This is a genomic window from Halorubellus litoreus (assembly GCF_055378595.1).
Genome location: NZ_AP043835.1, coordinates 213,024 through 234,929, shown reverse-complemented (window position 1 = coordinate 234,929; position 21,906 = coordinate 213,024). Strand labels below are relative to the sequence as shown.

General features: G+C 69.3%; 21 protein-coding genes. 9 read left to right on the top strand and 12 right to left on the bottom strand.

Annotation, left to right across the window (positions count from 1 at the left end; all coding sequences use genetic code 11):
* Window positions 1-67: 67 nt before the first annotated feature.
* A complete protein-coding gene (locus ACZ48X_RS03715) occupies window positions 68-667 on the top strand; it encodes a hypothetical protein (protein ID WP_336351736.1) in 600 nt (199 codons plus the stop codon).
* A gap of 9 nt (window positions 668-676) precedes the next feature.
* Here ACZ48X_RS03715 and ACZ48X_RS03710 read toward each other — a convergent pair whose 3' ends face one another.
* Window positions 677-832, bottom strand: coding sequence for a hypothetical protein (locus tag ACZ48X_RS03710; RefSeq protein WP_336351737.1), 156 nt, complete (start codon window positions 830-832; stop codon window positions 677-679).
* Between the two features lie 385 nt (window positions 833-1,217).
* Here ACZ48X_RS03710 and ACZ48X_RS03705 point away from each other — a divergent pair, with 385 nt between their 5' ends.
* Window positions 1,218-1,706, top strand: coding sequence for a cupin domain-containing protein (locus ACZ48X_RS03705; protein ID WP_336351738.1), 489 nt, complete (start codon window positions 1,218-1,220; stop codon window positions 1,704-1,706).
* A 99-nt stretch (window positions 1,707-1,805) separates the two neighbouring features.
* On the opposite strand, the gene ACZ48X_RS03700 is transcribed toward ACZ48X_RS03705, so the two are convergent.
* The 9 genes from ACZ48X_RS03700 to ACZ48X_RS03660 all read right to left on the bottom strand — a co-directional run bounded on the left by ACZ48X_RS03700 (window position 1,806) and on the right by ACZ48X_RS03660 (window position 8,892).
* Window positions 1,806-3,128: a YcaO-like family protein gene (locus ACZ48X_RS03700; RefSeq protein ID WP_336351739.1), complete on the bottom strand. Its 1,323-nt coding sequence runs from the start codon at window positions 3,126-3,128 to the stop codon at window positions 1,806-1,808.
* Window positions 3,125-4,264, bottom strand: a complete 1,140-nt coding sequence (locus ACZ48X_RS03695; RefSeq protein WP_336351740.1) for a TOMM precursor leader peptide-binding protein — start codon at window positions 4,262-4,264, stop codon at window positions 3,125-3,127. The genes ACZ48X_RS03700 and ACZ48X_RS03695 overlap by 4 nt, the downstream gene beginning before the upstream one ends.
* Entirely contained in the window at window positions 4,261-5,277 is a 1,017-nt protein-coding gene (locus ACZ48X_RS03690; protein WP_336351741.1) for a SagB/ThcOx family dehydrogenase, read from the bottom strand. The genes ACZ48X_RS03695 and ACZ48X_RS03690 overlap by 4 nt, the downstream gene beginning before the upstream one ends.
* The gene (locus tag ACZ48X_RS03685; protein ID WP_336351742.1) at window positions 5,274-6,176 is read right to left on the bottom strand and encodes a phytanoyl-CoA dioxygenase family protein; all 903 of its coding nucleotides are present in this window, start codon (window positions 6,174-6,176) and stop codon (window positions 5,274-5,276) included. The genes ACZ48X_RS03690 and ACZ48X_RS03685 overlap by 4 nt, the downstream gene beginning before the upstream one ends.
* 145 nt (window positions 6,177-6,321) lie before the next feature.
* Entirely contained in the window at window positions 6,322-6,816 is a 495-nt protein-coding gene (locus ACZ48X_RS03680; RefSeq protein ID WP_336351743.1) for a hypothetical protein, read from the bottom strand.
* A gap of 3 nt (window positions 6,817-6,819) precedes the next feature.
* Complete coding sequence (locus ACZ48X_RS03675; RefSeq protein ID WP_336351744.1) at window positions 6,820-7,515, bottom strand: nucleotidyltransferase domain-containing protein; 696 nt, start codon at window positions 7,513-7,515, stop codon at window positions 6,820-6,822.
* Between the two features lie 77 nt (window positions 7,516-7,592).
* Complete coding sequence (locus ACZ48X_RS03670; protein ID WP_336351745.1) at window positions 7,593-8,489, bottom strand: radical SAM protein; 897 nt, start codon at window positions 8,487-8,489, stop codon at window positions 7,593-7,595.
* Complete coding sequence (locus ACZ48X_RS03665) at window positions 8,486-8,632, bottom strand: hypothetical protein (protein WP_336351746.1); 147 nt, start codon at window positions 8,630-8,632, stop codon at window positions 8,486-8,488. The genes ACZ48X_RS03670 and ACZ48X_RS03665 overlap by 4 nt, the downstream gene beginning before the upstream one ends.
* Before the next feature lie 113 nt (window positions 8,633-8,745).
* Complete coding sequence (locus tag ACZ48X_RS03660; protein WP_336351747.1) at window positions 8,746-8,892, bottom strand: hypothetical protein; 147 nt, start codon at window positions 8,890-8,892, stop codon at window positions 8,746-8,748.
* A gap of 98 nt (window positions 8,893-8,990) precedes the next feature.
* On the opposite strand from ACZ48X_RS03660, the gene ACZ48X_RS03655 reads away from it, so the two are divergent.
* The 3 genes from ACZ48X_RS03655 (at window position 8,991) to ACZ48X_RS03645 (ending at window position 13,392) form a co-directional block, all read left to right on the top strand.
* Window positions 8,991-11,471, top strand: a complete 2,481-nt coding sequence (locus ACZ48X_RS03655; protein ID WP_336351748.1) for a hypothetical protein — start codon at window positions 8,991-8,993, stop codon at window positions 11,469-11,471.
* 156 nt (window positions 11,472-11,627) lie between these two features.
* Complete coding sequence (locus ACZ48X_RS03650; RefSeq protein WP_336351749.1) at window positions 11,628-12,596, top strand: biotin synthase BioB; 969 nt, start codon at window positions 11,628-11,630, stop codon at window positions 12,594-12,596.
* An 88-nt stretch (window positions 12,597-12,684) separates the two neighbouring features.
* Complete coding sequence (locus ACZ48X_RS03645) at window positions 12,685-13,392, top strand: hypothetical protein (RefSeq protein ID WP_336351750.1); 708 nt, start codon at window positions 12,685-12,687, stop codon at window positions 13,390-13,392.
* Window positions 13,393-13,459: 67 nt separating this feature from the next.
* Here ACZ48X_RS03645 and ACZ48X_RS03640 read toward each other — a convergent pair whose 3' ends face one another.
* Window positions 13,460-14,230 carry a creatininase family protein gene (locus tag ACZ48X_RS03640; RefSeq protein WP_336351751.1) on the bottom strand — a complete coding sequence of 257 codons (771 nt, stop codon included), beginning with the start codon at window positions 14,228-14,230 and terminating at the stop codon, window positions 13,460-13,462.
* Window positions 14,231-14,339: 109 nt separating this feature from the next.
* On the opposite strand from ACZ48X_RS03640, the gene ACZ48X_RS03635 reads away from it, so the two are divergent.
* The 4 genes from ACZ48X_RS03635 to ACZ48X_RS03620 all read left to right on the top strand — a co-directional run bounded on the left by ACZ48X_RS03635 (window position 14,340) and on the right by ACZ48X_RS03620 (window position 17,033).
* The gene (locus ACZ48X_RS03635; RefSeq protein ID WP_336351752.1) at window positions 14,340-15,452 is read left to right on the top strand and encodes an aminotransferase class V-fold PLP-dependent enzyme; all 1,113 of its coding nucleotides are present in this window, start codon (window positions 14,340-14,342) and stop codon (window positions 15,450-15,452) included.
* A gap of 120 nt (window positions 15,453-15,572) precedes the next feature.
* Window positions 15,573-16,145 carry a hypothetical protein gene (locus tag ACZ48X_RS03630; RefSeq protein ID WP_336351753.1) on the top strand — a complete coding sequence of 191 codons (573 nt, stop codon included), beginning with the start codon at window positions 15,573-15,575 and terminating at the stop codon, window positions 16,143-16,145.
* Window positions 16,146-16,150: 5 nt separating this feature from the next.
* A complete protein-coding gene (locus ACZ48X_RS03625) occupies window positions 16,151-16,303 on the top strand; it encodes a hypothetical protein (protein WP_336351754.1) in 153 nt (50 codons plus the stop codon).
* Between the two features lie 70 nt (window positions 16,304-16,373).
* Window positions 16,374-17,033: a hypothetical protein gene (locus ACZ48X_RS03620; RefSeq protein ID WP_336351755.1), complete on the top strand. Its 660-nt coding sequence runs from the start codon at window positions 16,374-16,376 to the stop codon at window positions 17,031-17,033.
* A gap of 39 nt (window positions 17,034-17,072) precedes the next feature.
* On the opposite strand, the gene ACZ48X_RS03615 is transcribed toward ACZ48X_RS03620, so the two are convergent.
* Window positions 17,073-21,785: a HEAT repeat domain-containing protein gene (locus ACZ48X_RS03615; RefSeq protein ID WP_336351756.1), complete on the bottom strand. Its 4,713-nt coding sequence runs from the start codon at window positions 21,783-21,785 to the stop codon at window positions 17,073-17,075.
* Window positions 21,786-21,906: the final 121 nt, after the last annotated feature.

Here is a 21,906-nt window from a genome sequence, read left to right as displayed (position 1 = left end):
CTCGCAGGGTACGGGCCTCGTAGGCGGGCCCGGGCGGTATTTGTGGGTGCCGTGAGCGGCGTCTAGCATGACGCCGGACACGCCGAAGGAGGCCGTGGAGGAGAGCAAGGACCGGTTCGAGCGACTGGAGACGCTCGTTCGACGGGCGAGTCGCGTAGCGGGCCGGGTCGACGCGGTCGAGACACAGTTGGCGAACGCACGCGGTGGGATGGAGGCGGAGACGGCGGACGCGGTCGCGGCGCTATGCGAGGGGATCCGGTCGGACGTCGAGACCCTGGACGGCGTGGCGTCGGAGTTCCTCGACGCCGAGGCGGACTCCCGAGCGCTGTACTCGATGACGTCCGTGTTTACGTCGGACCTCTCTGAGGTGGCGGCGCACCTCCCGGAGGGCGGCGAGCTGGGGCAAGACGTCGAGCCGCTGGCGGAGACGTTCGACGAGGTGTGTGGGCTCTTCGAGCGCGAACTCGAACTCCTGCAGGTCGCTATCCACCTCGAAGCAGGGACCGGGAAGCCGTCGGTCGACGGAGACGTCGAGCTGACGAGCGAGGCGGTCGTCTCGCGAGTCGAGGAGCTCCAGGCGGAGCGCAAGTCGGTGTCGGCCCAGCTCGACGACGAGACGGGGATGGCGGGGGTCGAGCTCACGGAGACGGCGTTCTTCGGGGAGTGACCGCGTTCTTTAGACGGCGGTTGGGGAGTCGAGGGGGAGGAGGGCGTCGATGGCGGGGAAGGTGACGTCGACGTCGGTGTCGGTGGCGCGTTCGCGGAGGACGGCGCGGGCGGCGTCGTGGTCGTCGGCCTCGGTCGCGGTGACTGTCTCTCGTGCTCGCGACATTCCGCGAACGTATCGAGGCCGATTTCAAAAGCCTGCCTGTGGTTCTGGTTTCGAAACCAAGGCGTGTGGTGATGGCCGAGAGCGTCGACTGGCGACGCCGGGGACCGGACGGCTGTCGCGGCGAGGAGTGCCGGCCGGGCCGCTGCCCGGCGCGACGGCAGTTCGGCGTGGTTACTCGCGGCTGGAGCCCGCGCGAGCACAGCCGGCGCGGGCGCAGCCGGCCCGCGAGTCGTTGCTGGTCGAGTCGTCGTTCGAACGGTCGTCGATGTGCAGGTTCATACTGCACTCGTGACTGGTGGCGCGGCCTGCATAAACCGGGAGTCGGAGGTACGAGGCGTGTAGGCCGCGAGCGGCCTTCAGGTGGTGAGCGCCAGAGAGCCGTGGTATGGAACGCGTTGCTGTCGACGCGGTCGATGCGGCACCGGAGGGCGACCTGACGGTCGCGAGACACCCGCTGGGCGAGGTGCTCGGAACGTCCGACGTCGCGGTGAATCACTATCGGGTGGCGCCCGGCGAGGCGCTCGTCGGCGGCCTGCACGCGCATCTCGATCAGGAGGAGGTATTCTACGTGCTCGACGGGGTCGTGACGTTCGCGACGATGCAGGATCCGAGCGAGCCACCGGAATCGGTGCGGGTCACGGCCGGGGAGGCGATTCGGTTCGGGCGCGGCGAGTACCAGCACGGCCGGAACGAGAGCGACGAACCCGCCGAGGTCCTCGCACTCGGGGCGCCGCCCGACTCGACCTCGGGCCGCGAACCCCGGACGTGCGACGCGTGCGGCGAGAGCGAGTACCTCGACACCGCGATGGTCGACGGCGAACTCAAGGCCCGCTGCCCGACCTGCGGCACCGTCCACGACAGCGGCCTCCACTGACCGGCGGCGGACGCTCCTTCTTGCACGGTCGCGACCCCCCGACCAGCGACGGCTGGCGGTGGCGGCCCGGGAGAAGCGGGTCGGAGCAAGGAGTCCGGGTCAGGGGAAGGGATGCGTCGCGCGGGTCGCGACCTCGTCGAGCGCGGGGTGGTGGACCGGTGCGAGCGCGGGTGGCGTGACGTCGACGAGTTCGGGGACGTGGACGGCGGCGACGTACATGCCGAGGTCGCGGACGTCCCCGGGCGTGAGGTCGACGGCGATCGGCGTCACGTCCTCGTTGGCGGTGACGGCGTCGAGCGCGCGCTCGAGCTCGCGACGCGGGTCGTCCCCGATCGAGTCCTCGCCCTCGAGACCGTCGGTGGCTGCGTTCTCGTGGCCGGCGAGGTCGGTGGGGTCGACGGCCCGGACGTCGCCGGCGGTGAGGTGTGCGACCTCGGGGTAGTTCTCGGGGCGCATGTAGTACTGGACGTTCCGGTCGAAGTCGTACACGGCGTCGATGTCAATGTCGGGGTCGGGCGCGTCGCCGGCGGCGAGCCTGTATCGCGTCTGGAGGAGGCCCTCGGCGGTCTCGGCGAGCGCGTCGCGGACCGCGTCGGGGAGCGTTCGGGCGGCGCCCGCGAACAGCCGGAACTTCGGGACGCGGTCGGCGTCGGCGACGACGGCGGTCGCGACGACGCGGCAGTCGGTCGGCGTCGGCAACTCGAGGAGTTCGATGCGGGAGCCGCGTGGCGTGATCCGTTCGCGGAACGCGTCGAGCGCGCCGAGCGCGGCGATGTCCAGGCGCGTGGGCGTCCGGCGTTCGTACCAGGTCCGCATGACGGCGTCGCGTTCGACCTGCTCGTAGAGCGCTCTCGCTAGCGCGCCGGCGAGCGTACTCCCGCAGGCGGTGCCGCTCGTCGAGGCGGGGAGCGTGGCGCCGTCGCGGTGAGCGTGCGTGAACGACACGCAGTCCACCGGCACGAGCGCGTCCGCGCCGCCGGTGAGCGTCGTCCCCCGAACCCACTCGGTGGAGGTGTCCGCGTCGAAGGGCTCGTAGCCGGCGGCGGCGAGCGCCGCTGGCGCGTAGACCTGTAGGGACGCGAGGTCGACGACCCGCCGGCTCTCGGCCACCAGTTTGGCGTGCGTGCTCCCGACGGTGTCACCGAGCGGCCAGTACATCGCGTAGCGTTCGAGGAACTCGCCGACCGCGGACAGCGTCGCCGCCGATGTCGTGGTGCCACCGCCGCCGACGGTGAGTTCGATGGGGTCGTCGCGGGCGTTCGGGACGACCCGTTCGATGTCGGCCACGGTGGGGTCGGCGATGGCGAAGTCGCCGGTCCCGCGGTCGGGTTGCTGGAACGCGAGGTTCGTGACGGGACTGGTGAGGCGACCGAGGGCGCGTTCGGCCCGCGCCGCCGGGTGGTCGGTCGTCTCCACGTTCATCGGTCGCCCTCCGTGGCGCTCCGTGCGAGGTGGTCGACGGTGACGTGCCGGGGTGCGTCGAGACGGTCGGCGTCGCGCCCGCACGTCTCGCAGTGCGGGATGCGGAGGACGTCGTCGGCGGCGACCGCGAAGTCGTCGAACGCGACGTCGACGACGCTCCCGGTCGTGACCCCGAACCCGCCGGTCACTTGCTCGACGACGTCGGCGGCGAGCAGGCCGGCGACGACCGTCGCGAACGCCGGCACCCCGACGTTCGACCGTCCCTCAGCGTGCGACCGTCCCTCAGCGTGCGACCGGTTGGCGGCGGCCGCTTCGTACCGGGTGTACGCGGCGCCGGTGGCGGCGTCCGCGCGCTCGCGGAAGCACTCGTAGCACGCCGTCTCGCCCGGGTAGACCGTGGGCCCGACCTGGGCGTCGACGCCGTTGACGACGCCGAGCGTCCACGGCGTCCCCGCGTCGTGCGCGGCCTCGTTCAGCGTCGACGCGACGGCCGGCCGCGGCCGGTCGACAGCCATCGCAGCGAACGTCGCATCCTCGAGGAGGGCGCGGAGGTCCGGGTCGTCTCGCTGCGTGACGCGCTCCGAGTCGAGCGGGGCGTCTACGGCGGGGGCGTCGGCCAGCTCGGCGTCCCCGGTCGTCTCGGACGAGCCACCGGCGTGGTCGAGGGGGACGTACTCGACGGCGCCGACGCCGGAGTCGAGGAGCGCCCGCGTGAACGCGCGGCCGGCGCGGCCCCCGGCGAGGACGGCGACCGTCGCCTCCGCGAGTTCCTGCTCGCGATCACGCGCGTCGTCGCCGTCGAGCGCGAGGTAGCCGCCGACGCGAGCGCGGTCGCCGCTCACGGCGCGGCCAGCGTCGCGAACGATGCTCTTGGATTGGAGCGCCCGGAGGACGTCCCGGAGGTCGTCCCGGACCGCGGGGTCGAACGCGTCGAGGACGTCGTCGACGTGCCTGGTGCCGTCGAGCGCCGCGACGAAGTCGGCGAGAACGCCCTCGCCGTCCTCGTCTTCGACGTCGAAGACCGGCCCGCTCCACGGGCCCGCGGTGAACGTCACGGCGTCGTCGCTCTCGACGACCACCGCGAACGCCGGATTGATGCGCGGATACGATGCCAGGGGATGGGTCGTGTCAGTCATGAGTCTGCGAACTGGGTCTCGTCGCGGGTGTCTGCGTCGCCGGTGCTCTGGTCGCTACTGGCGGGGTGGCCGAGTGCGAGCGGGTAGAGGGCGGCTTCGTCGGTGCCGTCGACGCCGAGGAACGCGTCGAGGGCGTCGTCGAGGAAGCTCCCGAGCGGGACGCCACCGAGGTCGAGCGCGGTCGCGGCGAGCAGGAGGTTCTGGGCGACGTGCCCGGCTTCCTCCAGGGCGAACCGGTAGCCGACGGGGCCGTACTTCGCGGCGACGCGACTCAGACACCCCGAGAGCACGACCGTCACGGGCGCGCCGCGGACGACGCCAGCGGCGAACGGTTCGTCCATGAAGCACTCGGTGAACCCCTCGCCGCTCCCGCCGCGTTCGAGGACGCGGAGGGCGTGCTCGCGGGGCGCGTAGTAGTACGTCCCCGCGTCGAGGTCCACGCCGTCGCGCACGACGACGTACGCCTCGATGGGGAACAAGCCACCCGCAGAGGGATACGGACGCGACGTCTCGGTGACGACCCCGGTATCGCGCTCGCGGGTCGGCGCCATCGCGTGCCCGAGTAGCGTCGACAGCGTTTGCAGGGAGATGCCGCGGTCCGCGAACTCGCGGACGCTCCGCCGCCGCGCGAGCGCAGCGCCGAGACCGCAGTCCAGCGCGTCGGGCGCCGGGAGCGACACCGTCTCCCTCCCGGGGTAATCCTGCTCGATAGCGCCGAACCCGTCGGGGAGGTCGCTCGACGTCATCGCGGACCGCGCGAGGTGCGCGCGGTCGAACTTCGAGTTCTCGTGGAACAGCGCCGCGACGCTCCCCTCGCGGAACCCGCGCTCGCGGAACGATTCGACCTGGGACGTCGTCCCCGCCAGGTCCACGCGGCCCGCCGGATGCTCCTGAGCCGCCAGCGACAACCGCGCCTCGCGCTCGGCTCGGTCGGCGCGGCCCCCACGCCCACCGTGCTCGCCGCCGGGGTCGCTGCCGCGGTGCTCCTCGCGCTCGCTGCTATCGCCCGTCATAGCCCCCACTCCGCGCGACGTTCGGCGATCGGTTCGAGGTCCGCGGGCGCCCAGTCGTCGAGGTTGTACTGGCCGACGGGGTCGGCGCCGACCCACCGCGGGTCCGCGGGCTCCTCGATGGACTGGTAGCGCGTGTCCACGCTGATGCGGAACCTATCAGTGCGGTTCGTCAGCGACCCGTGGAGGAGGTACGTGTCGAAGATGAGCGCGTCCCCGGGCCGGAAGTTCGCGGTCGCGAGCGGCCCGCCGATGGTGTCGATGACGTCGCGTGCGTCCCGCGAGAAGAACGGCTCCACCTTGTCCCGGTCGACGTCGAGCTGGCCGTACGTCTCGCGGAGGCGGTCGTGGCGATGCGACCCGGGCGCGACGACGAGCGGCCCCATCTCCACCGGGCACGCGCCCACCGGCCGCCAGCACGTGTACAGCGACTCCGTGCCGCGCCCCATGAAGATGCGGTCCACGTGGAACCCCGTGAAGTACCCCGTCGCCTTCGCCCGCCCGCGCTTGCGGTCGAGCACGAACGGCTTCGCGTCCAGGAACCGCTCGAAGAACCGCATCACGCCCTCGCCCGCGATGAGACGCTCGAGGTTCGGGTACATCGTCCAGTCCGCCCCGCTCATGTCGAACTCCTCGGTCCCCCACTCCGGATGCACCTTTCCCGCCTCCACCGGCGCGTCCGGGTCGAGCAATCCCTCCGCGTCGAGATGCGCGAGGACGTCCCGGCGCGCTCGCTGTACGAGGTCCTCGTCGTGGAACCCCCGGATGAAGAGGTAGCCGTCCTCCGCCAGACGCTCCCGGAGCGTCTCGACGTCGTCCAGGCAATCGCTGCTGTCCCGGAGCGCGACCAGCTCGCTACCACCGAACTCGAACTCGCGCTCGCCGATCTGAACCGTCGTCATCACCACCAGCTACCCCACCACCACACAAAGCCCCCGTCGAGCGATTACGAGACGTGTAAACGACGATACGAACGGGAGAATTAACGGAGCGAGCTGCGTTTCAGAGATTGTAGGAAAACGCCCACGACTTCAGGCGCGGGAATGGTCAGTTGCAGAGATATTCATGACGAACCCCAGTCAAGTTGATAATTTGATGATGGATTCGGTTCGCGAGTGCGATAATAGCCGTCGCTCGTTCTTCGGTGGCGATACCGTCTTGGTAGTACGTCTGGGCTCGGTTCTCGACCCAGAGTTCTTCCAGTCGCGTTGCCACTGGTTGGCTGAGGAATCCGACTTCCTCACTCCGTTTGATTGCCGTCGTGTGTGACTGTGGCGGGTTCGACGGGTCTTGATGCCCTTCGTCGATCAGCCAGAAGAGGAACGTCTTCTCGATGGAGGTGAACGCAGCTTCGATTGTCAGCGTGTAGTAGCCGCTTTCGAGTAGTTGGTCAGCCCCGGTCAACGACCGGCAGGCCTTCCGGAGTTGCACGAGTCCAGCATCGGCAACGTCCAGGCCCGTTTCTGCGGTCTGCCCACCGAATCGAAACGCGTCTTCAGCTGCTTCGAGTTCCGACTCGATGTCGTCGATATCGATTGGCATCGGTCAGGAACCCTCCTCCTCGTGTTCTTGCTCTTCGAAGAACAACCCATCACGAACCTGTTTCAGTCCGTCAGTGCGTTTCAACACGATACCGTCTCGGAACAGCTCTCTAAGTTGGTCGCCGTGTGATAGTGCAGAGTCGGGAGTCTCGACGAGTACTTCGAATTCGTACCGTTCACCCTCGAACTTGCGGTCTTCGAGCTCTCGTGCGGTCTTAGTGCCGAGCCGGCGGGCGAGCGTCAGATCACCGTCCACGACGAGGAGGAGGTCGATGTCACTGCTTCTGTCCGCAGTCCCGCGAGCGACGCTCCCGAAGAGGACGACACCGAGGAGTTCTGCGATCTCATCGGCTTCCCCGATCTCTGATTCGAGTTCGTCCAGAAACGCCTGAAGCGGCGCCCGGAATTCTTCTTGCGGGACCGAGAACAGCGGGTCTTCGCGTTCGAGGTGGTCCTGACTGATCCGGATTCGTGTTGGAACGCCTTCTTTGATCTCGAGGACGCCGAGTTTTTCGATGAGGTCGACAGCGCGGGAGACTGAAGAGATATCAGCGCCGGTCATGCCTGCGAGTTCCTTCTGCGTGAACCACTCTGTGGGGTTGTTCACGAGGTGATGCAAGATGTCTTGCATCGCCTGATACCGGAACACCCGCTCCTCGGGGAACGGCAACTCGAGCAACAATCGCGCCTTGGTTTGCATGATATGCAACTTATTGTGTGATATGCAAAAGGATGCCGGTCGGTGTTCTTCACCCCACACTCACCGAGACCCCACCTTCACTCGAAGAAGCAGACGCAGGAGGCGTTGAAGCACTCTTCGTTCCGGATGGTGGCGCCGCGGTCGACGACGCGGTCGAGGACCTTGCGGGGTGGATGGTCGGTGACGTTGCCGGCGGCGAGGTCGGGGCGGTCGAAGCACGGTTGGACGCGGCCGTCGTGATAGAGGACGAATCGGCTCTCGCCCATCACGCAGCGCTCCTCGGGGATGCCGCCGTCGAGGAGGCTGTCGGCCATGATCTCGAGGTTGCGTTGGCAGTCGAACTCCTGGGCCCACGGTTCGAGCGCGTCGAGGAGTTCGTGCGTTTCGGCGTCGGGGAGGTCGGTGATGGCGAGGTCGCCGTCGTCGTGGGGGATGTACGCGGGCTGGAAGAACATGCCGTCGACGTCGAGTTCGAGGAGTGTGTCGAAGATTTCGCCGACGTCCTCGTAGTTGTTCTGCGTGAGGACGCACGTGACGCGGACGTCGACGTCGCGGTCGACGAGGTCCTCGAGGGTGTCGATGACGGCGCCGAACCCGCCGCGCTGGCCGTCGTGCTGTTCGGCGTGGACGTGGTCGATGGACGTGTTCACTTGTGCGACGTGGTCCTCGAGGAGCCCGTACTGGTCCTCGCGGATGGGGATGAGGTTCGAGTTCACGACCGGGGTGGCGCCCTGGGCGTCGAGGTACCGGATGATCGCCTCGATGTCGGGGTGGAGGAACGGTTCGCCGCCCGTGATGCTCGGGCGGTCCCCGAGCTGGCTCCACCCGGACTCGTACACGGCCTCGATGACGTCGAGGTCGATGTACTCGGGCTGGAAGTCGGGGAACTCGTCCATCTGGTCGGTGTAGTAGCAGTAGCTACACCGGAGGTTGCACTCCGGGGTGACCTCGATGAGCGGCGAGAACTCGGTCATGTGAACGCGAGCACCTCGCCGCAGTCCGGGCATTGCTTGATCGCGGTGGCGGTGCTGAGCGGGTGGGCGCCCCCGGCGTCGATGACCTGGAAGTCGGGGACGACCCGCACCTGGCAGCGGTCGCACGTGAAGTCGTCTGACATACCTCGACCGACGCCTTCGGCCCTCTAAATCCACCAGTAGCGGTTACAGAGCTCGTGAACCGGGTCTAGGAGTGTTCTGCGTGCCTGGGCTCGGATGGCGATGGAGCGATGGTTCACGTCGCGATGCCACTGGTTCCGACGTCCCTGAAGCGGGCTGTGGAGCGCTTCGAGGGAATCGTCGCGATCTCCTCCAGGACCACGAACGGCAGGTCGAACGCGCGATGCACGAGCGTTACCCGGCTCCACTCGGCTAGCTTCACGACGAACCGGCGTGTGTGGAGAGGCGGTGAGTGCCACGCCGACGCAACCCCAGTAGTGAAACCGGCTCCGGCCGTGGAGGGTCGCTAGAGGAGAAGCCATGACTGGTTCGACGCCCGACTGGGAGAGTTCGCTGGCGGACCTACCCGCTGCCCTCGAGGGAGAACTGTCGGAGCGAGAGCGAGCGGCGCTCCTCGCACCGGAAGGTGGCGACCTGGCTGGGCCGTCAGTCGTATTGTATCGACGTCAGGCGACTGCGACGCTGCTGGCTATGCTTGAGCGGGACGGAGCGCCGGTCGGTCGGCTGGTTCCGGTTCTGGCGTCGGTACTGGCTCGAGAGTTCGACCAGTCACGCCAGCAGCGTGTCACGGACCTGTTCAATGTCGGGACGGTGTCTCGGCAAATCTGTACGGAGATCGTGGAGTCGTTGGCCGGCCTGGACCCTGATGCAGTGATTTCGACGGTGCAGCGACGACACGCGGAACAGCTCTTTTTGGCGCTCGTTCCCGGGACGGCGCCGGACAGGTGCAGCGCCCTCAGGCGGGCAACCATGGAGGTCCTGGTCGCACTGACGAGGCAGCATCCCGACCTGATAGCGGAGGTATCGGTCACCCGGCGGCGCGAGGTCCTGCAGAATGCCGTCGAGCAACTGACGGCTATCGGGGAGCTGCCCGAGGTGACGGCGAACGAGGCGCAGCGACCGACCGACTACTTCGTCGTCAAACTCGTCGGCGGCGTCGCCGTCCGCTCTCCCGAGCGCGTGCTCACAGAAGCGGAGCGAGACCGAGTGCTCTCCATCGCGTCGGACGTGAACTCCATCGAAGTGCAGGCGTGGGGGCTGTTGAGCAGACTCGGAGCGACAGCGGGCGACGCCACGACTGATTCAGCGACGGTCGAGCGGGTACTCGTCGGTCTCTGCCCGCCAGCACCAGGCCGAGACGTCTCGTACTACGACGCCTCGCTTCGTGTCTTCCACGAACTACTGCAACTGGACGTGGTCCCACCCCAGTACGTCGATGCGATCGTGAGCGCCGTTCGGACGAGCGTGGTCGACCGACCAATCGGTAGCTACGGGATCGTCCGCGTGCAGTGGGCGCTTACCGTTCTGGTCGAGCTCGCCACGCACGAGGAGGCGACCGCCGGTCACGTCGACGTGATGCGGTCGTTCATGCTCGAACTGGCGAGGGAGTCCGGGGACTCGGACGGTGACACGACCCGCGAGGTCGTGGCCTCGAAACTCGAAGCGCTCGAGGCGGCGACAGACGGTGGTGACGCGTGGTACGCAGACACCGTCGACTCGATACTCCAGGAGCTTCGGGTCGACGATGGCGAGCGCCAGCGGCGCGCTCTCAGGGCGGGGAGCGTGCTCGCGCGCGTCCAGTGCCTCGACGACGAGAGCCGAACCAGGCTATTGGAGCGGTACTGCGGGCTATTGGAGCTTCCAGACGCCCCCAGAGCGGCTGTCGCGGTCGGGATTCGGGAGGTGGTCGGGTCGGGCGCGCTCAGGGCCGCGCAGTTCCGGCTGGTATTCGATGTGGTCCGAACGACCGTTCACTCGCTGCCAGCGGACGTGGCGGAGCACCTCTTCGCGGTCTATCAGCGAGCAGAGCAACTCACGGACGAACAGGCGAGTGCCGCGTTCGACGACCTCATCGAAGCCATGGAGCGCGAAAGCCAAGCGCTCCGGGACGTCGCGGTCACCACTCTCAGGACGCTCGTCGACCACGGACGAGTCCCGGTGGAATCTCTCGGCCCGCACATCGAGGCCCTGTGCACCGCATCGCGTGATGGCATCCGGAAGCCCGCCCGGTTCGACCTCGTCGACCGGTTCGTCGCTACGGTCACGCTCGAGACCGACACCGTCGAGACCATCGAGCATGCGGTCTGGCAGACGATACGGCCAGCCACGCAGGACGAAGCGTCCGCAGCAACCCATATCGAGGTCAGGGACGGTGCGGGGCAAGCGTGTAGTATCCTGTCGAGGCTACTGCTCGCGGAGCACTCACTGACGGTCCCGAGAAGCGAACTCGTCCGGGGCATCGCAGCGGTCTGCGCTCATGCCAACGATCAGCGGGGCGACGACGCCGCCTCGCACGCGATCGACGCGGCGAACCGACTGCTGTGCGCCGGTAGCCTCTCCGAGTCCGAGTGCAGGGAGGTGGTCTCGGGGCTCGTCGCTGCCCTCCGTGCTGGCGGCGCACGAAAAGCAGGGGCCGCCGCCGAGGCACTACGAGCCGCCGTCGATTCGGGGGTCGATACGACCACGATCGTAACCGACCTGCTGCCCCTCGACACGTACCACTTCACCGATTACGCCTCGCACACGAATGCGCTCCTCGTCTCGAACCGACCACGGGGACGTGACAGCCCGCCAGATCCGCCACAGGAAGACTCCGAGAAGTGGGATGCAGTCGTCCCGTTGCTCGAGACACTGACGCGAGAGGACGGAGAGCTCGCAGCCGACCTCGACGACGACCTCCGCGGGGTGCTCGCCGACGTCGGTGTCGCGCCGAGCACTCGACTGGACTGCGTCTCGGTTCTCTCCAGGACGCCTGCTGGCGCCGCTGGACACCGACCGTGACGAGCCGCCGCGGCCGCTCGATGGCCCCTGGCCGACGGCGACAGTCGACGGCCTTCGGCAGACCACGGAGTCGAGGACTGTAGCGACGGGAGTAGGCCTTACAGGGTCTGTGGAGGCGTGCGGATGCCCTTTACGACCGATGCCATCCGTACTGGTATGTCCCAGTGGACGGGTAACGAGACGGTCGACGAAGCGGTCGCACGAACGCTCGCGGGCGAGGCCCTGACTCGCGAGGAGTGCCTGGCGCTCCTCGACGAGTCGGTGGACGCGCTCACCGAGGGCGCGGCGGTCGTCCGCGACGAACTGGCGGGGGAGGGCGTGACGACGCGCGGCCTCGGGTACGTGACCCGTGGTATCTGCAGTCAGGACTGCGGATTCTGCGCGTACTCGGCGCGGCACGACGCGGACGTCGAGCAGCACGGCGTCATCGAGCGCGAGAAGCTCCGGGACGCGGCGAAGCGCGCCGAGCGCAAGGGCGCGGAGCGGTTCAATATCGTGTCGACGCGCCGGGGCGCGGACAGCGCGCTCCGCACCGACGAGTGGCAGGAGGTCCTGGGCGCTATCGAGACCATCCGCGAGGAGACCGACCTCGAGGTCGACGCGTGCCTCGGGTTCCTCGAGCCCGACGAGGCCGAGCGCCTCGCGGGCGAGGGCGTAAAGCACTACGTGCACATGGTGGAGACGTCGCCGCGGTACTTCGAGGAGATCACGAGCACGCACACGTTCGAGGAGCGCCGGCGGACGCTCGAGGTCGCGCGCGAGGCCGGCATCGACCTCATCTCCGGCATCATCGTCGGCATGGGCGAGACCCCAGTGGACCGCGTGGACGCGGCGCGCGAGCTCCGCGACATCGGCATCGACGTGTTCTCGCTGAACGTCCTCTCCCCGGTCGCCGGCACGCCCGTCGCCGAGGAGGTCGGGACGACGCCCGACATCACGCGCGAGGGCATCCTCCAGACGCTCGCGGTCGTCCGGTTCGTCCACCCCGAGATCCGCATCGACACGAACACCGCTCGCGCCCCCATCACGCGCGAGGAGTTCCTCGAGGCCAGCGGGAACAGCATCCAGCTCGGCGACATGATCCACTACGGCGACTACCCCGTGAGCGAGCGCGAAAGCGCCTGAATCGCGACGTCGTCATCGACCGATGGCGGTGCGGTACAGGTCCTGTAGGCCTCGAATCTCCTTTTTGCGTCGGTGCTGCGTGCTACCGATGAAGATGTTCGCGAGGACGCTCTCGACGATGCAGGCGCGACTGTTCGGGGACGCCGACGGCGTGGACGACCTGAGTGACGTCGATAGGGAGACGGTCGCGCGGCGACTCCGCGAGGTCGAGCGCGAGAAACGCGAGGTACGCGAGGAACTCGAGTCCCTGCACGCTCGCTACCAGCGGGTCGTGGCCAGGGCCGAACGCGCCGACGAGACGGCGCTGGACGTGGTCCGCGGTGACCTGTCGCGGGTCGTCGAGGCGGCCGCGGTGGCGCGAGCGAGGCACCGGCGGACGAGGCTGCAGCATCGGTTCCTGTTGTTAGTCGCAGCTCCCGACCGCTCGCCGCGCTCGCTCGCGGACTTGGACGTCGACCTCCACGACGAGTCCACGGGCGTTCGCGCCCCGCTCTGGGTGGCACCGGGGCACCTGGACCCACCCCGAGTCAGGAACGACGACCCAATCGACGGCGACGACCTGGCCGCTCGCGTTCGTGGCGAACTCGGCGACGTCGACGCCGCGGTCGAAGCCGTAGTGACGGCCGGGCGGACCGACGCGCCGGTGCCGACGCTTCCCGAGCTCCTCGACGCGGACGCCGGCGACGACTGCGACGAGTACCTGATTACGGAAGCAGCCGGGAGCGTCGACGACGAGGAAACCGAGGGGGCGCCGAGTCGCGTGCTGGCGTCGCGTCAGGACGAACGCGAGTCGTAGGTGGCCCAGACTCCGAGTCCTGGGACGTCGGTGACGAGCGTTCTGGCGGTGAGCGGGAGCCGAGCTCTCAGCGGTGCGGTTCGGGCATGAGCGCCTGGAACTCCTGGGCGGCGAGCCAGTCGCAGAGGTCGACGAGTTGCTCGGTCGCGGCCTCGAACAGCTGTTCGCCTTTGGCGGCGGTGGCGTCGGTCTGGTCGCCGATGACGCCGTTGGGGGTGTTGTCGATGGCGTCGTAGTACGTGCGGGCGCCGTTGACGATGGTGTCGTTGGTGGTGACGTCGACGACGCCGCCGTCGCGGGCGTCCGCGAGGCGGTCGTCGTGGACGAGGTCGGGGGCGAGGTGCTGGACGAGCGCGGTCTCCTTCGGGCCGCCGTGCGGGCCGGGGTGCTCGAACAGGTCGTCGACGAGGTCGGGGATGCTCTCGTTCCACATCCACTCGATGGCGTAGAGGGCGTGGTCGTCGCGGAGGCGGCGACCGACCTCGCGGAGCGGGTCGACGTTGCTCCCGTGGGCGTTCACGTAGACGACGCGGTCGACGCCGTGCTCGGTGAGGTTGCGCGTGATGGATTCGACGTAGTCGCGGAACGCGGGGGCGTCGGCCCACATCGTCCCGTGGAACTGGCGGTGGTGCGTGCTGACGCCGACCGTGACGGGGGGCGTGCAGAGGTAGCCGGCGCGGTCGGCGGCCTCGCGAGCGAACGCCTCCGCGATCAGGTGGTCGGTCGACTCGGGGAGGTGCGGGCCGTGCTGTTCGGTCGAGCCGACCGGCACGAGCGCGAGCGATTCCGTCTCGAAGTACGACTCCAAATCCGGCCACGCCTCGTCACCCAGGTACATACACGGAGCACGCGTCGGCGTCGGCTTCAACACCGCCCGGCGGGTACAGGTCGTGTACGCGGCGTCGGGCGTCCTTGTGGGCTGACGTCCTGCGTGCGGTCGAGAGACGATGGACACAGCGGAACTGCGGGAGTCGATTCCGGCGGTGGAGGCGGCGACGTACCTGAACACCGGCGCGAGCGGGCCGTCGCCGCGACCCGTCGTCGACGCCGCCGTCGACGCGCTCCGCGAGCACGCCTACCGGGCGCCCGCCGAGGACGGAATGTACGCGTTCGGCGAGCGCGTGTTCGACGCGGCGCGCGAAGCGGTGGCCGACCACCTGGGGACGGTCCCGGGGAACGTCGCGCTCACGAACAGTACGGGCGACGGGCTCGCGCGAATCGCGGCGGCCGTGGACTGGGCGCCCGGCGACGTCGTGGTCCGCCTCGACCACGAGCACGCCGCGAACGTCCTGCCGTGGGCGCGCCTCGAACGCGAGGCCGACGTCGAGGTCCGAGTTGTGGAGACGCACGGCGGGCGCGTCGACCGCGGCGCGTTCGCGGACGCGGTCGCCGACGCCCGACTGGTCGCGTTCAGCTCTCTCTGCTGGACGAACGGCGTCCACCTCGACGTCCCCGAGCTGACAGCTATCGCGCAGGCGTCGGGGACGCGGGTGGTCGTGGACGCGGTGCAGTCGGTCGGCCAGCACGCGGTCGACGTCACCGAGTGGGGCGCGGACGCGGTCGTCGCGTCGGGCCACAAGTGGCTGCTCGGGGACTGGGGGAGCGGGTTCGTCTACGTCGACCCCGGGTTCGCCGACGAACTCCACCCCGCGGTCCTCGGGTACTTCGGCGTCGAGTACCCGCCGACGGCGGACTACGACCTGAAATCGGGCGCGCAGCGCTTCGAGACGGGGACGCGATCGGTCGCGCCGTACGCCGCGCTCACCGAGGCCATCGCGACCATCGAAGCCGTCGGTATCGACACCATTGAGGCCGAGATCGAGCGCCTCACCGACCACCTCAAGGCCGCAGTCCCCGTGGACGCGCTGCACTCGCCGCCGCCGTTCGAGTCCGGGCTCGTCGCGCTCAGCGTCGACGACCCCGCCGCGACCGTCGCGCGACTCGCCGCGAACGACGTCCACGTCAAGACCGTCCCCGGCCCACGCGGCGAACTCGTCCGCGTCTCGCTGCACGCGTTCAACACCATTCACGACGTGAACCAACTCCTCGCCGCGCTCTGAGCGTGATATCTGACCGCAACCGACGGGAGCACCCCCGCTGGCGAGGATGGAAACATCTCCGACCTACACGCGTCGGCAGCCGCCCCGAACGGTTTAGTCCGTCTCTCCGGACGTCGACGTATGGTCGACTATCTCGTCTCGGACCTCCACCTCGATCATCGGAACATCGTCGAGTACTGCAATCGCCCGTTCGACTCCGTCGAGGAGATGAACGACCAGCTCGTGTCGAACTGGCAGGCCGTCGTCGACCCCGACGACGTCGTGCTGTTCGGTGGCGACCTCACCATCCGCGAGTCCGCGAGCGCGCTCCTCAACTGGCTCGAGGCGCTCCCCGGCGAGATCGTGTTCGTCATCGGGAACCACGACGGCACGCTCCTCAGCGAACGCGATGACGTCTACTTCGTGGAGGAGTACCGCTTCGAGCACCGGAACGTCCCGTTCCGCGTCGTCCACGACCCCGCCGACGGCCCGTCGAACCAGACCGGCTGGCTCCTGCACGGCCACCACCACAACAACCACCCCGAGCAGTACCCGCTCGTCGCGCACGACACCAGGCGCGTGAACTTCTCCGTGGAACTCATCGACTACCGCCCGCTCGCGATGGACCGCCTCGTCGACTACCTCGTCTGCGGCGAACGCTTCGCGGACAAGGCCGCAGCCGAGCGCGCGCTCGACGCCCAAGACGAGGCGTAATCTGGATGGGGATTCCGACGCTTCACTGCCCGGAGTGCGGCGCGTACGTGCCGTGCTACAGCCAGATACCGGCCGACGTCGGCGACCCGACGGCCGAGGAGATAGAGAAGCGATGCGGCGACTGCGGGAACCGATTCACGGTCGCCGAGGGCATGTAGCCCGACGACTGCCAGGACGGCTACAATCGACGTGAGGCGGCTCCCGGTTTCAATACCGTCGCGTCCGTCGATGGCGGTACCTGGAGACATCTGGATGGCGACGAAACGCGAGTTGCAGGATATCTGCGTCGACGCGGCCGAACAGTTCCTCGAAACGTACGACGTCCAAGAGCGCCTCGCGGACTGGGAGGTGACCGACAATTTCCCGGTCGCCGCCATCGACGCGGGCGCCGACGAGCGGTTCCAGACGCGCTTCACGGTCGGCTCCGCGACCGACTCCGAGCCGCTATCGTTTTCTGCGAGGCGGTCGCGGGCCGACTTCGCGGTGTGGCTCGACACCGGCCACACGTACGGCGAGTTCGACGACGGCGCGTTCCAGCCTGACCGGGACGCTCCGGTCAGGGAGCCACTGCTGGTCGCGGAGATACTTGGCGATGACTACGTACAACGGAACTTCCAGTCGGCGGACGCGGACCCATTCGACGAGGCGGAGTCCCCGTACAGCCGTCGCACGAGCCTCCCACACTTCCAGCACCGGACGTCGTCGGCCGGCCTGCTCTTCATCAGCGACTTCGAGGTCGAGTTCGTGCCGGCGCACGCCGAGGCCGCCATCCTGGCGTCCGACGACGACATCACCGAACCGGACGTCAGGGACACCATCCGATTCTCGCTCTCAGAGGTCCTGTTCCGGGTCAGCGGCCGGGAGTTCGACGTCAGAGACGACGCGTAGCGGTGGTTCCGGGAGCGGATAGGGCGCGGCGGTTCCTCGTCACTGCGGCGTGGTGGCTGCGGTCGTGTCGGTGGCTGCGAGGAGGTCGATACCGACGACCCTCGTGCGCTGGTCGGCCTCGGTGGATAGCGTCTCCTGAACGACTGCGCGCTCGCCGGCGGTCAAGTCCACTGCGTCCTTGCGGGCTTGGAGGCAGTGGATGGCGGACCCGGCGGTCGTGTAGTCGTCCGCGGTGAGCAGGTCCCGGATGGGCTCAATCGGGACTGCGTCGGGGGTGTCCTTGGCGATGGCAGCGAGCGCCGCGGTTGCCTCGCCCCGGCGGTCGGGGTCGCCGGACTGGGTGGCGTCGAGGAGGACCGGCACCGTCTCCTCCGGTCTAGTGGCTTCGGTGTGGTAGACGGCGCCTTCGAGGAAGTCGGCCGCGGCTTCGCCGACGTCGGGGTCGTCGTCCGCGACGAGTGCCGTGGCGGTCGGGCGGACCGCTTGGATGGGGACGACGTCCGCGTAGACGAGCGCGGCGAGGAGGTCAAGTCCGCGCTTTCGACGGGTCGCGTCGACGGATTCGAGCGCGGTGACGGCCTCCTCGACGGTGCTGGCAACCGCGTCGGGGCGTTCGGTGGCAATCGTCTGCAGCGCGCCGCGGGCAGCGTGCACGGCGAGGGGCATCTCGTCGGCCGCCGTCTCGAAGAACACCTCGGCCAGCTCGGGGACGACGTCGACGGCGGCTGTTGGCTTCTCCTCGGCGATGGATTCGAGTATCGACGAGGTCACCCGGTTGGGATGACGGAGCCCGAGCTCCGTATTCTCGAGGCGGTTCCGGTGAAGTCGCATCCCCAGGGCCGGAACTAGCGATTGAAGCGCCGCCGGGACGTGCTCGGCGAGTTCGTCGACGACCCGGAGTGCGTCACCTGCCGAGTCGGTGTCGGGTCGCTGCAACTCGTCGCGGATGGGGTCCAGGCCGGCGTCGACGACGTCCTGCGGTCGGTTCCGAGCGATGACGGCAAGCAAGGAGAGCGCGGGGGCCGTGACGGCGTCGTCGGCGTTCGCGACGGCGTCGATGAGCGCCGCGGCGTCGAGGTCGCGGTCTGATGGCTCCGAGTGGAACTCGAGGGCGTCGGTCGCTGCCTGCCGAACGGTCTCGTCGTCGCTGGCGAGCGCTCGCGCGAGCCCTGGGAGCGCCGGGTCGAGCGGGTCCAGCTGGCGGGGCGCGTGCCCGATCGCTCGTGCGGCTTCCTCGCGGACGTCGGACGCGGGGTCGGTCAGGACCTTGCCGACTGCGGCGGTCGCCCGCTCGTTGCCCGTGGTTCGTGCTATCGCCCCAAGCCCGCCCACGGCTCCGGCGCGGACCGCTGAGTCCTGATGGTCGGCGCCGGCGAGGAGCGCCTCCACGCTCCCGGGGGTCGCGGCGAGCGTCTGAGTGCTGTCGTGAGTGACGAGGGTGAGCATCTCGATCGTCTCCTCGGCGAACGGGTGGGCCGGCTGCTCCAGGATCTCTCGTAGTACGGGTAGGGTGTCGGGGAGAGCTGTCTGGAGGCCCGTGAGTGCGAAGGCGGCGATCTGGCGTTCGAGGTCGGTGCCGTCGAGGAGCGACCGGAGCGCGGGTTCGGCGTCCTCGAGTGCGTTCGCGAGGCCGTCGTGGTCGGGCGCTTCGGTCCGTGCGACGGCGACCATGGCGAGGTAGGGGGCGCTTTGAACCCGTTCGCCGCGTGTCGGCGCGTCGAGCCCGTAGTGGACCCGGTCGACGAGCGGGATGACGCGTTCGGGCCTGGCGATGGTCGCTTCGACGAGCGCGTCGACGAGTGGGAACGCGAGGGCGTCGGTGAACCCCGACTCGGCGACGGTCGGCGTCGGACCCGTCGTGAGGACGCCGTCGACCAGTGCCGGGAGCGCCTCGGAGACGGGGTCGGGGTGAGATTCGGCGAGCATGTCGACGGCGCCGTAGAGCTGGAGGCGCGTCAGTCGCGGTTCGGTCTCGACGTGTGCGACGACGGCGTCGAGGAGCGAGACGGCGGCGTCCGGGTCGTCGGCTGCGAGCGTCCGGTACGCGAACGCGGCCTCGAAGCGCTCGGTGGCGTCGGTGGCGGCGAGGCCGCGCCGGACGGCGTCCGACGCGACGTCGGCGGTGAGGTCGACGTCGAGAAGGTCGACCGGGGAGTCGGTCGCCGAGGTCGGCAGCGCCGCTCGCGTCGCCGCCGGGTGGGCGGCGACGAGGTCCGCGAGGGCCTCAACCGCGGCGGTCGCGGCGGGTGTTTCGGTGGTCTCGAACAGGACTTCGACGGCGACCGGGACGACCGACTGGACGGCCGATTCGTCCGCAGCGGCGACGGCAGAGAGGGCGTCGAGTGCTCGAGCGACGAGCGCCGTGCGTTCGTCGAGGTCTTCAGTCGCAGCCACGTCGCGGAGCGCGGGCACGGCGACGGATACCGCCGCTGGGCGGCGCTTCGCGCACGCCGCGAGGGCATCGATGCGGTCGGTGGTCTCGAGGTCGCGCTCGCAGAGGCGTGGGACGAGTGCGTCCGCGGCCGCCGGCGCCTCCTCGACGACGGTCCGGACGTAGGTGGCAGCGGCGTTCGCCGCCATCGGCGTGCCGCGCTCGTAGACGGTCAGGAGGGCATCGCGAGCGGCCTGGGACTCCGTTGCGGCGACGCCAAGCGCCTCGAGCGCGTCCGAAGCGGTCTGGTCGAACTGGTGAGTCATCGTTCGACCGAGCGCCGCGAGCTCCTCGGTCACTGGCACGACGACCGTCGGGTCCGCGTCGACGACGTTCGACAGGACCGCCGCGAGGTGCCGGGTCACGTCGAGGGTGTCGTCGGGGTCGGCCGTCGGGGTGGTGTCGGCGAACGCTGTCAGGATGGCCTCGCGTTCGTCCAGGACTGCCGACGGCGCGTCCGTCGAGACGTTCGATAGGACCTGGGCGGCGGTGCGTCGCGTGTCGTCGTCATCAAGGCAGGCGGCGACGGCGGGCAGGAGCGGCGTCACGGCTTCGTGGTGTTCTGGCGTGACCTCGCTGGCGACCTCGAGCGCTGCGTTCACGACGACCGGGTCGTCGTCTGCGAGGCCGCGCTCGATGGCGTCCTCGAACGCGAGGACGGTGGTCGAGCCCTCGCTGGCGGCGGCGGTCACGACCTCGTAGCCGGCGACCCGGACGTGGGATTCGGTCGCGGTCAGTGCGTCCTCGACGTCGTCGTGGACGAACCGGAGTGCGTCCGGGTTGCGACCGAGTGTCGATGTGAGCGTGTCGACGGTGAGCTTGTGTGTCGACGACCCGAGCGCGTCGACGAGCGCGTGAAGGAGGCGTCGGTACGCGGGCGCCTCCTGGCGAGCGAGGTCCGTGCTGCTGGGAGCGTTGAGTATCGAATCGATCGCCTCGAGCGCGCCGACGCGGCGTTCGACGGGGTCCGCGTCGAGTCGGTCGACGAGTGCGTCCAGGATAGCGTCGAGGCGACCGGGGTCCCACTCGAGGACTGCTCGGAGGACTCGAGTGGCGTGGAGTTGCGTGAGTCCACCGGGGTCGCGGGTCGCGAGGTCGACGAGGGCCTCGACGGTGTCGGGGGCTGCGAGGGCGGGCGCGTGGTCGAGCGCGGCGTCGGTGTCCGCGACGGTCTCGAGGAACCCGGTCGCCGGCTCGAGGATGTCCGCGTCGGTCGCGTCGAGGACTGCGGTGACGCTGTCGACGACGTCGAGTACCGCGTCCGGGACCGCATCGGGGGAGTAGGCATCGCCCTTCGCGGCACTCGAGAGGACCTCGAGTGCGGGCGCCGTCCCTCGCAGGTCGTCGATGACGACGGCTGCGACGGCTGGGAGGATTTCCAGGACCGCCCCTTGCTCGCGGTATGCGACTGCCGACAGCGCTTCACCCGCGGTCTCTCTGACCCGCTCGTCGGAGTCGGTGAGGGCGTCGACGAGCGTCGACCGGTATGACGTGAGCGCTGCCGGTCGAGCAGTGGCGAGCGCGGCGAGCGCGTTCAGGAGCGGGGCACGCAGGTCGGCGTCCGAGGCCGTCCGGACGGCGTGAGCGACCCAGGGCGTTCCGGGGAGTGCGGCGTCCGGCGCCGCCCGCGCGACGGTGGCGTAGGCGCGTGCGGCGGCCTGACTGTCGGGGGCGTCGGCGTCGACGGCACTCACGGCGGCGGTGGCGACCGCGTCGACCGCCGCTGCGTCGCGGACGGCCGGTGGGGTCTCGGGCACTGATTCGGCGTCGCCGGCGTACGCGGCGGAGGGCTCCGTGGCGGCGTCCGACGGGAGCCAGGTCGTCGTCAGCTCGACGAGGTCTGCGACGAACGTGAATGCCGCGCTGCGCGCCTCGGCCTCTCCGTCGTCGACGACCTCGGCAGTGGCGCGACAGCAAGCCGCGAAGGCTGCGGGGTGCTCGCGCGCGAGGCTAGAGAGCGCCATCGCGGCGTCGTTCAGCGACCCGTCCTGCTCGATGGCGACCGCGGCCAAATCGCGTGCGTGGTCGAGAACGAACGACGGGCGCGAAAGAGAGATTTGCTCCAGCAACCTCGCTATCTGGTACTCGATGGCGTTCGCCCGCGACGTGTCGTGGACGAGCGCGTCCGCCGTACTCACCTCGCGGACCTGTCCAGCAAGCACGTCGACGAGAGCGCCGACGAGCGCTTCGGCCTCGTTGGCGTCGGCGCCGATACGGTCCGCCGCGGCCTCGACGGCGGCCTCGAGGTCGTCGTACTCGCCTCTCCTCGTCGCCGCCGCGTTCGCACGCAGCCGCTTCGCGATGTCGTCCGTCGCCGTCATCGACGAGTCGTCCTCCGGTTCATGGATGCATGTGTCGCGCGGTCGCTGGCGTTTCTGTGAGGCGTCTTGGTTGGAGCGTCCGCGAGCGCTCGCAAAAAAGCACCCGGCCGCTGGCTCGATT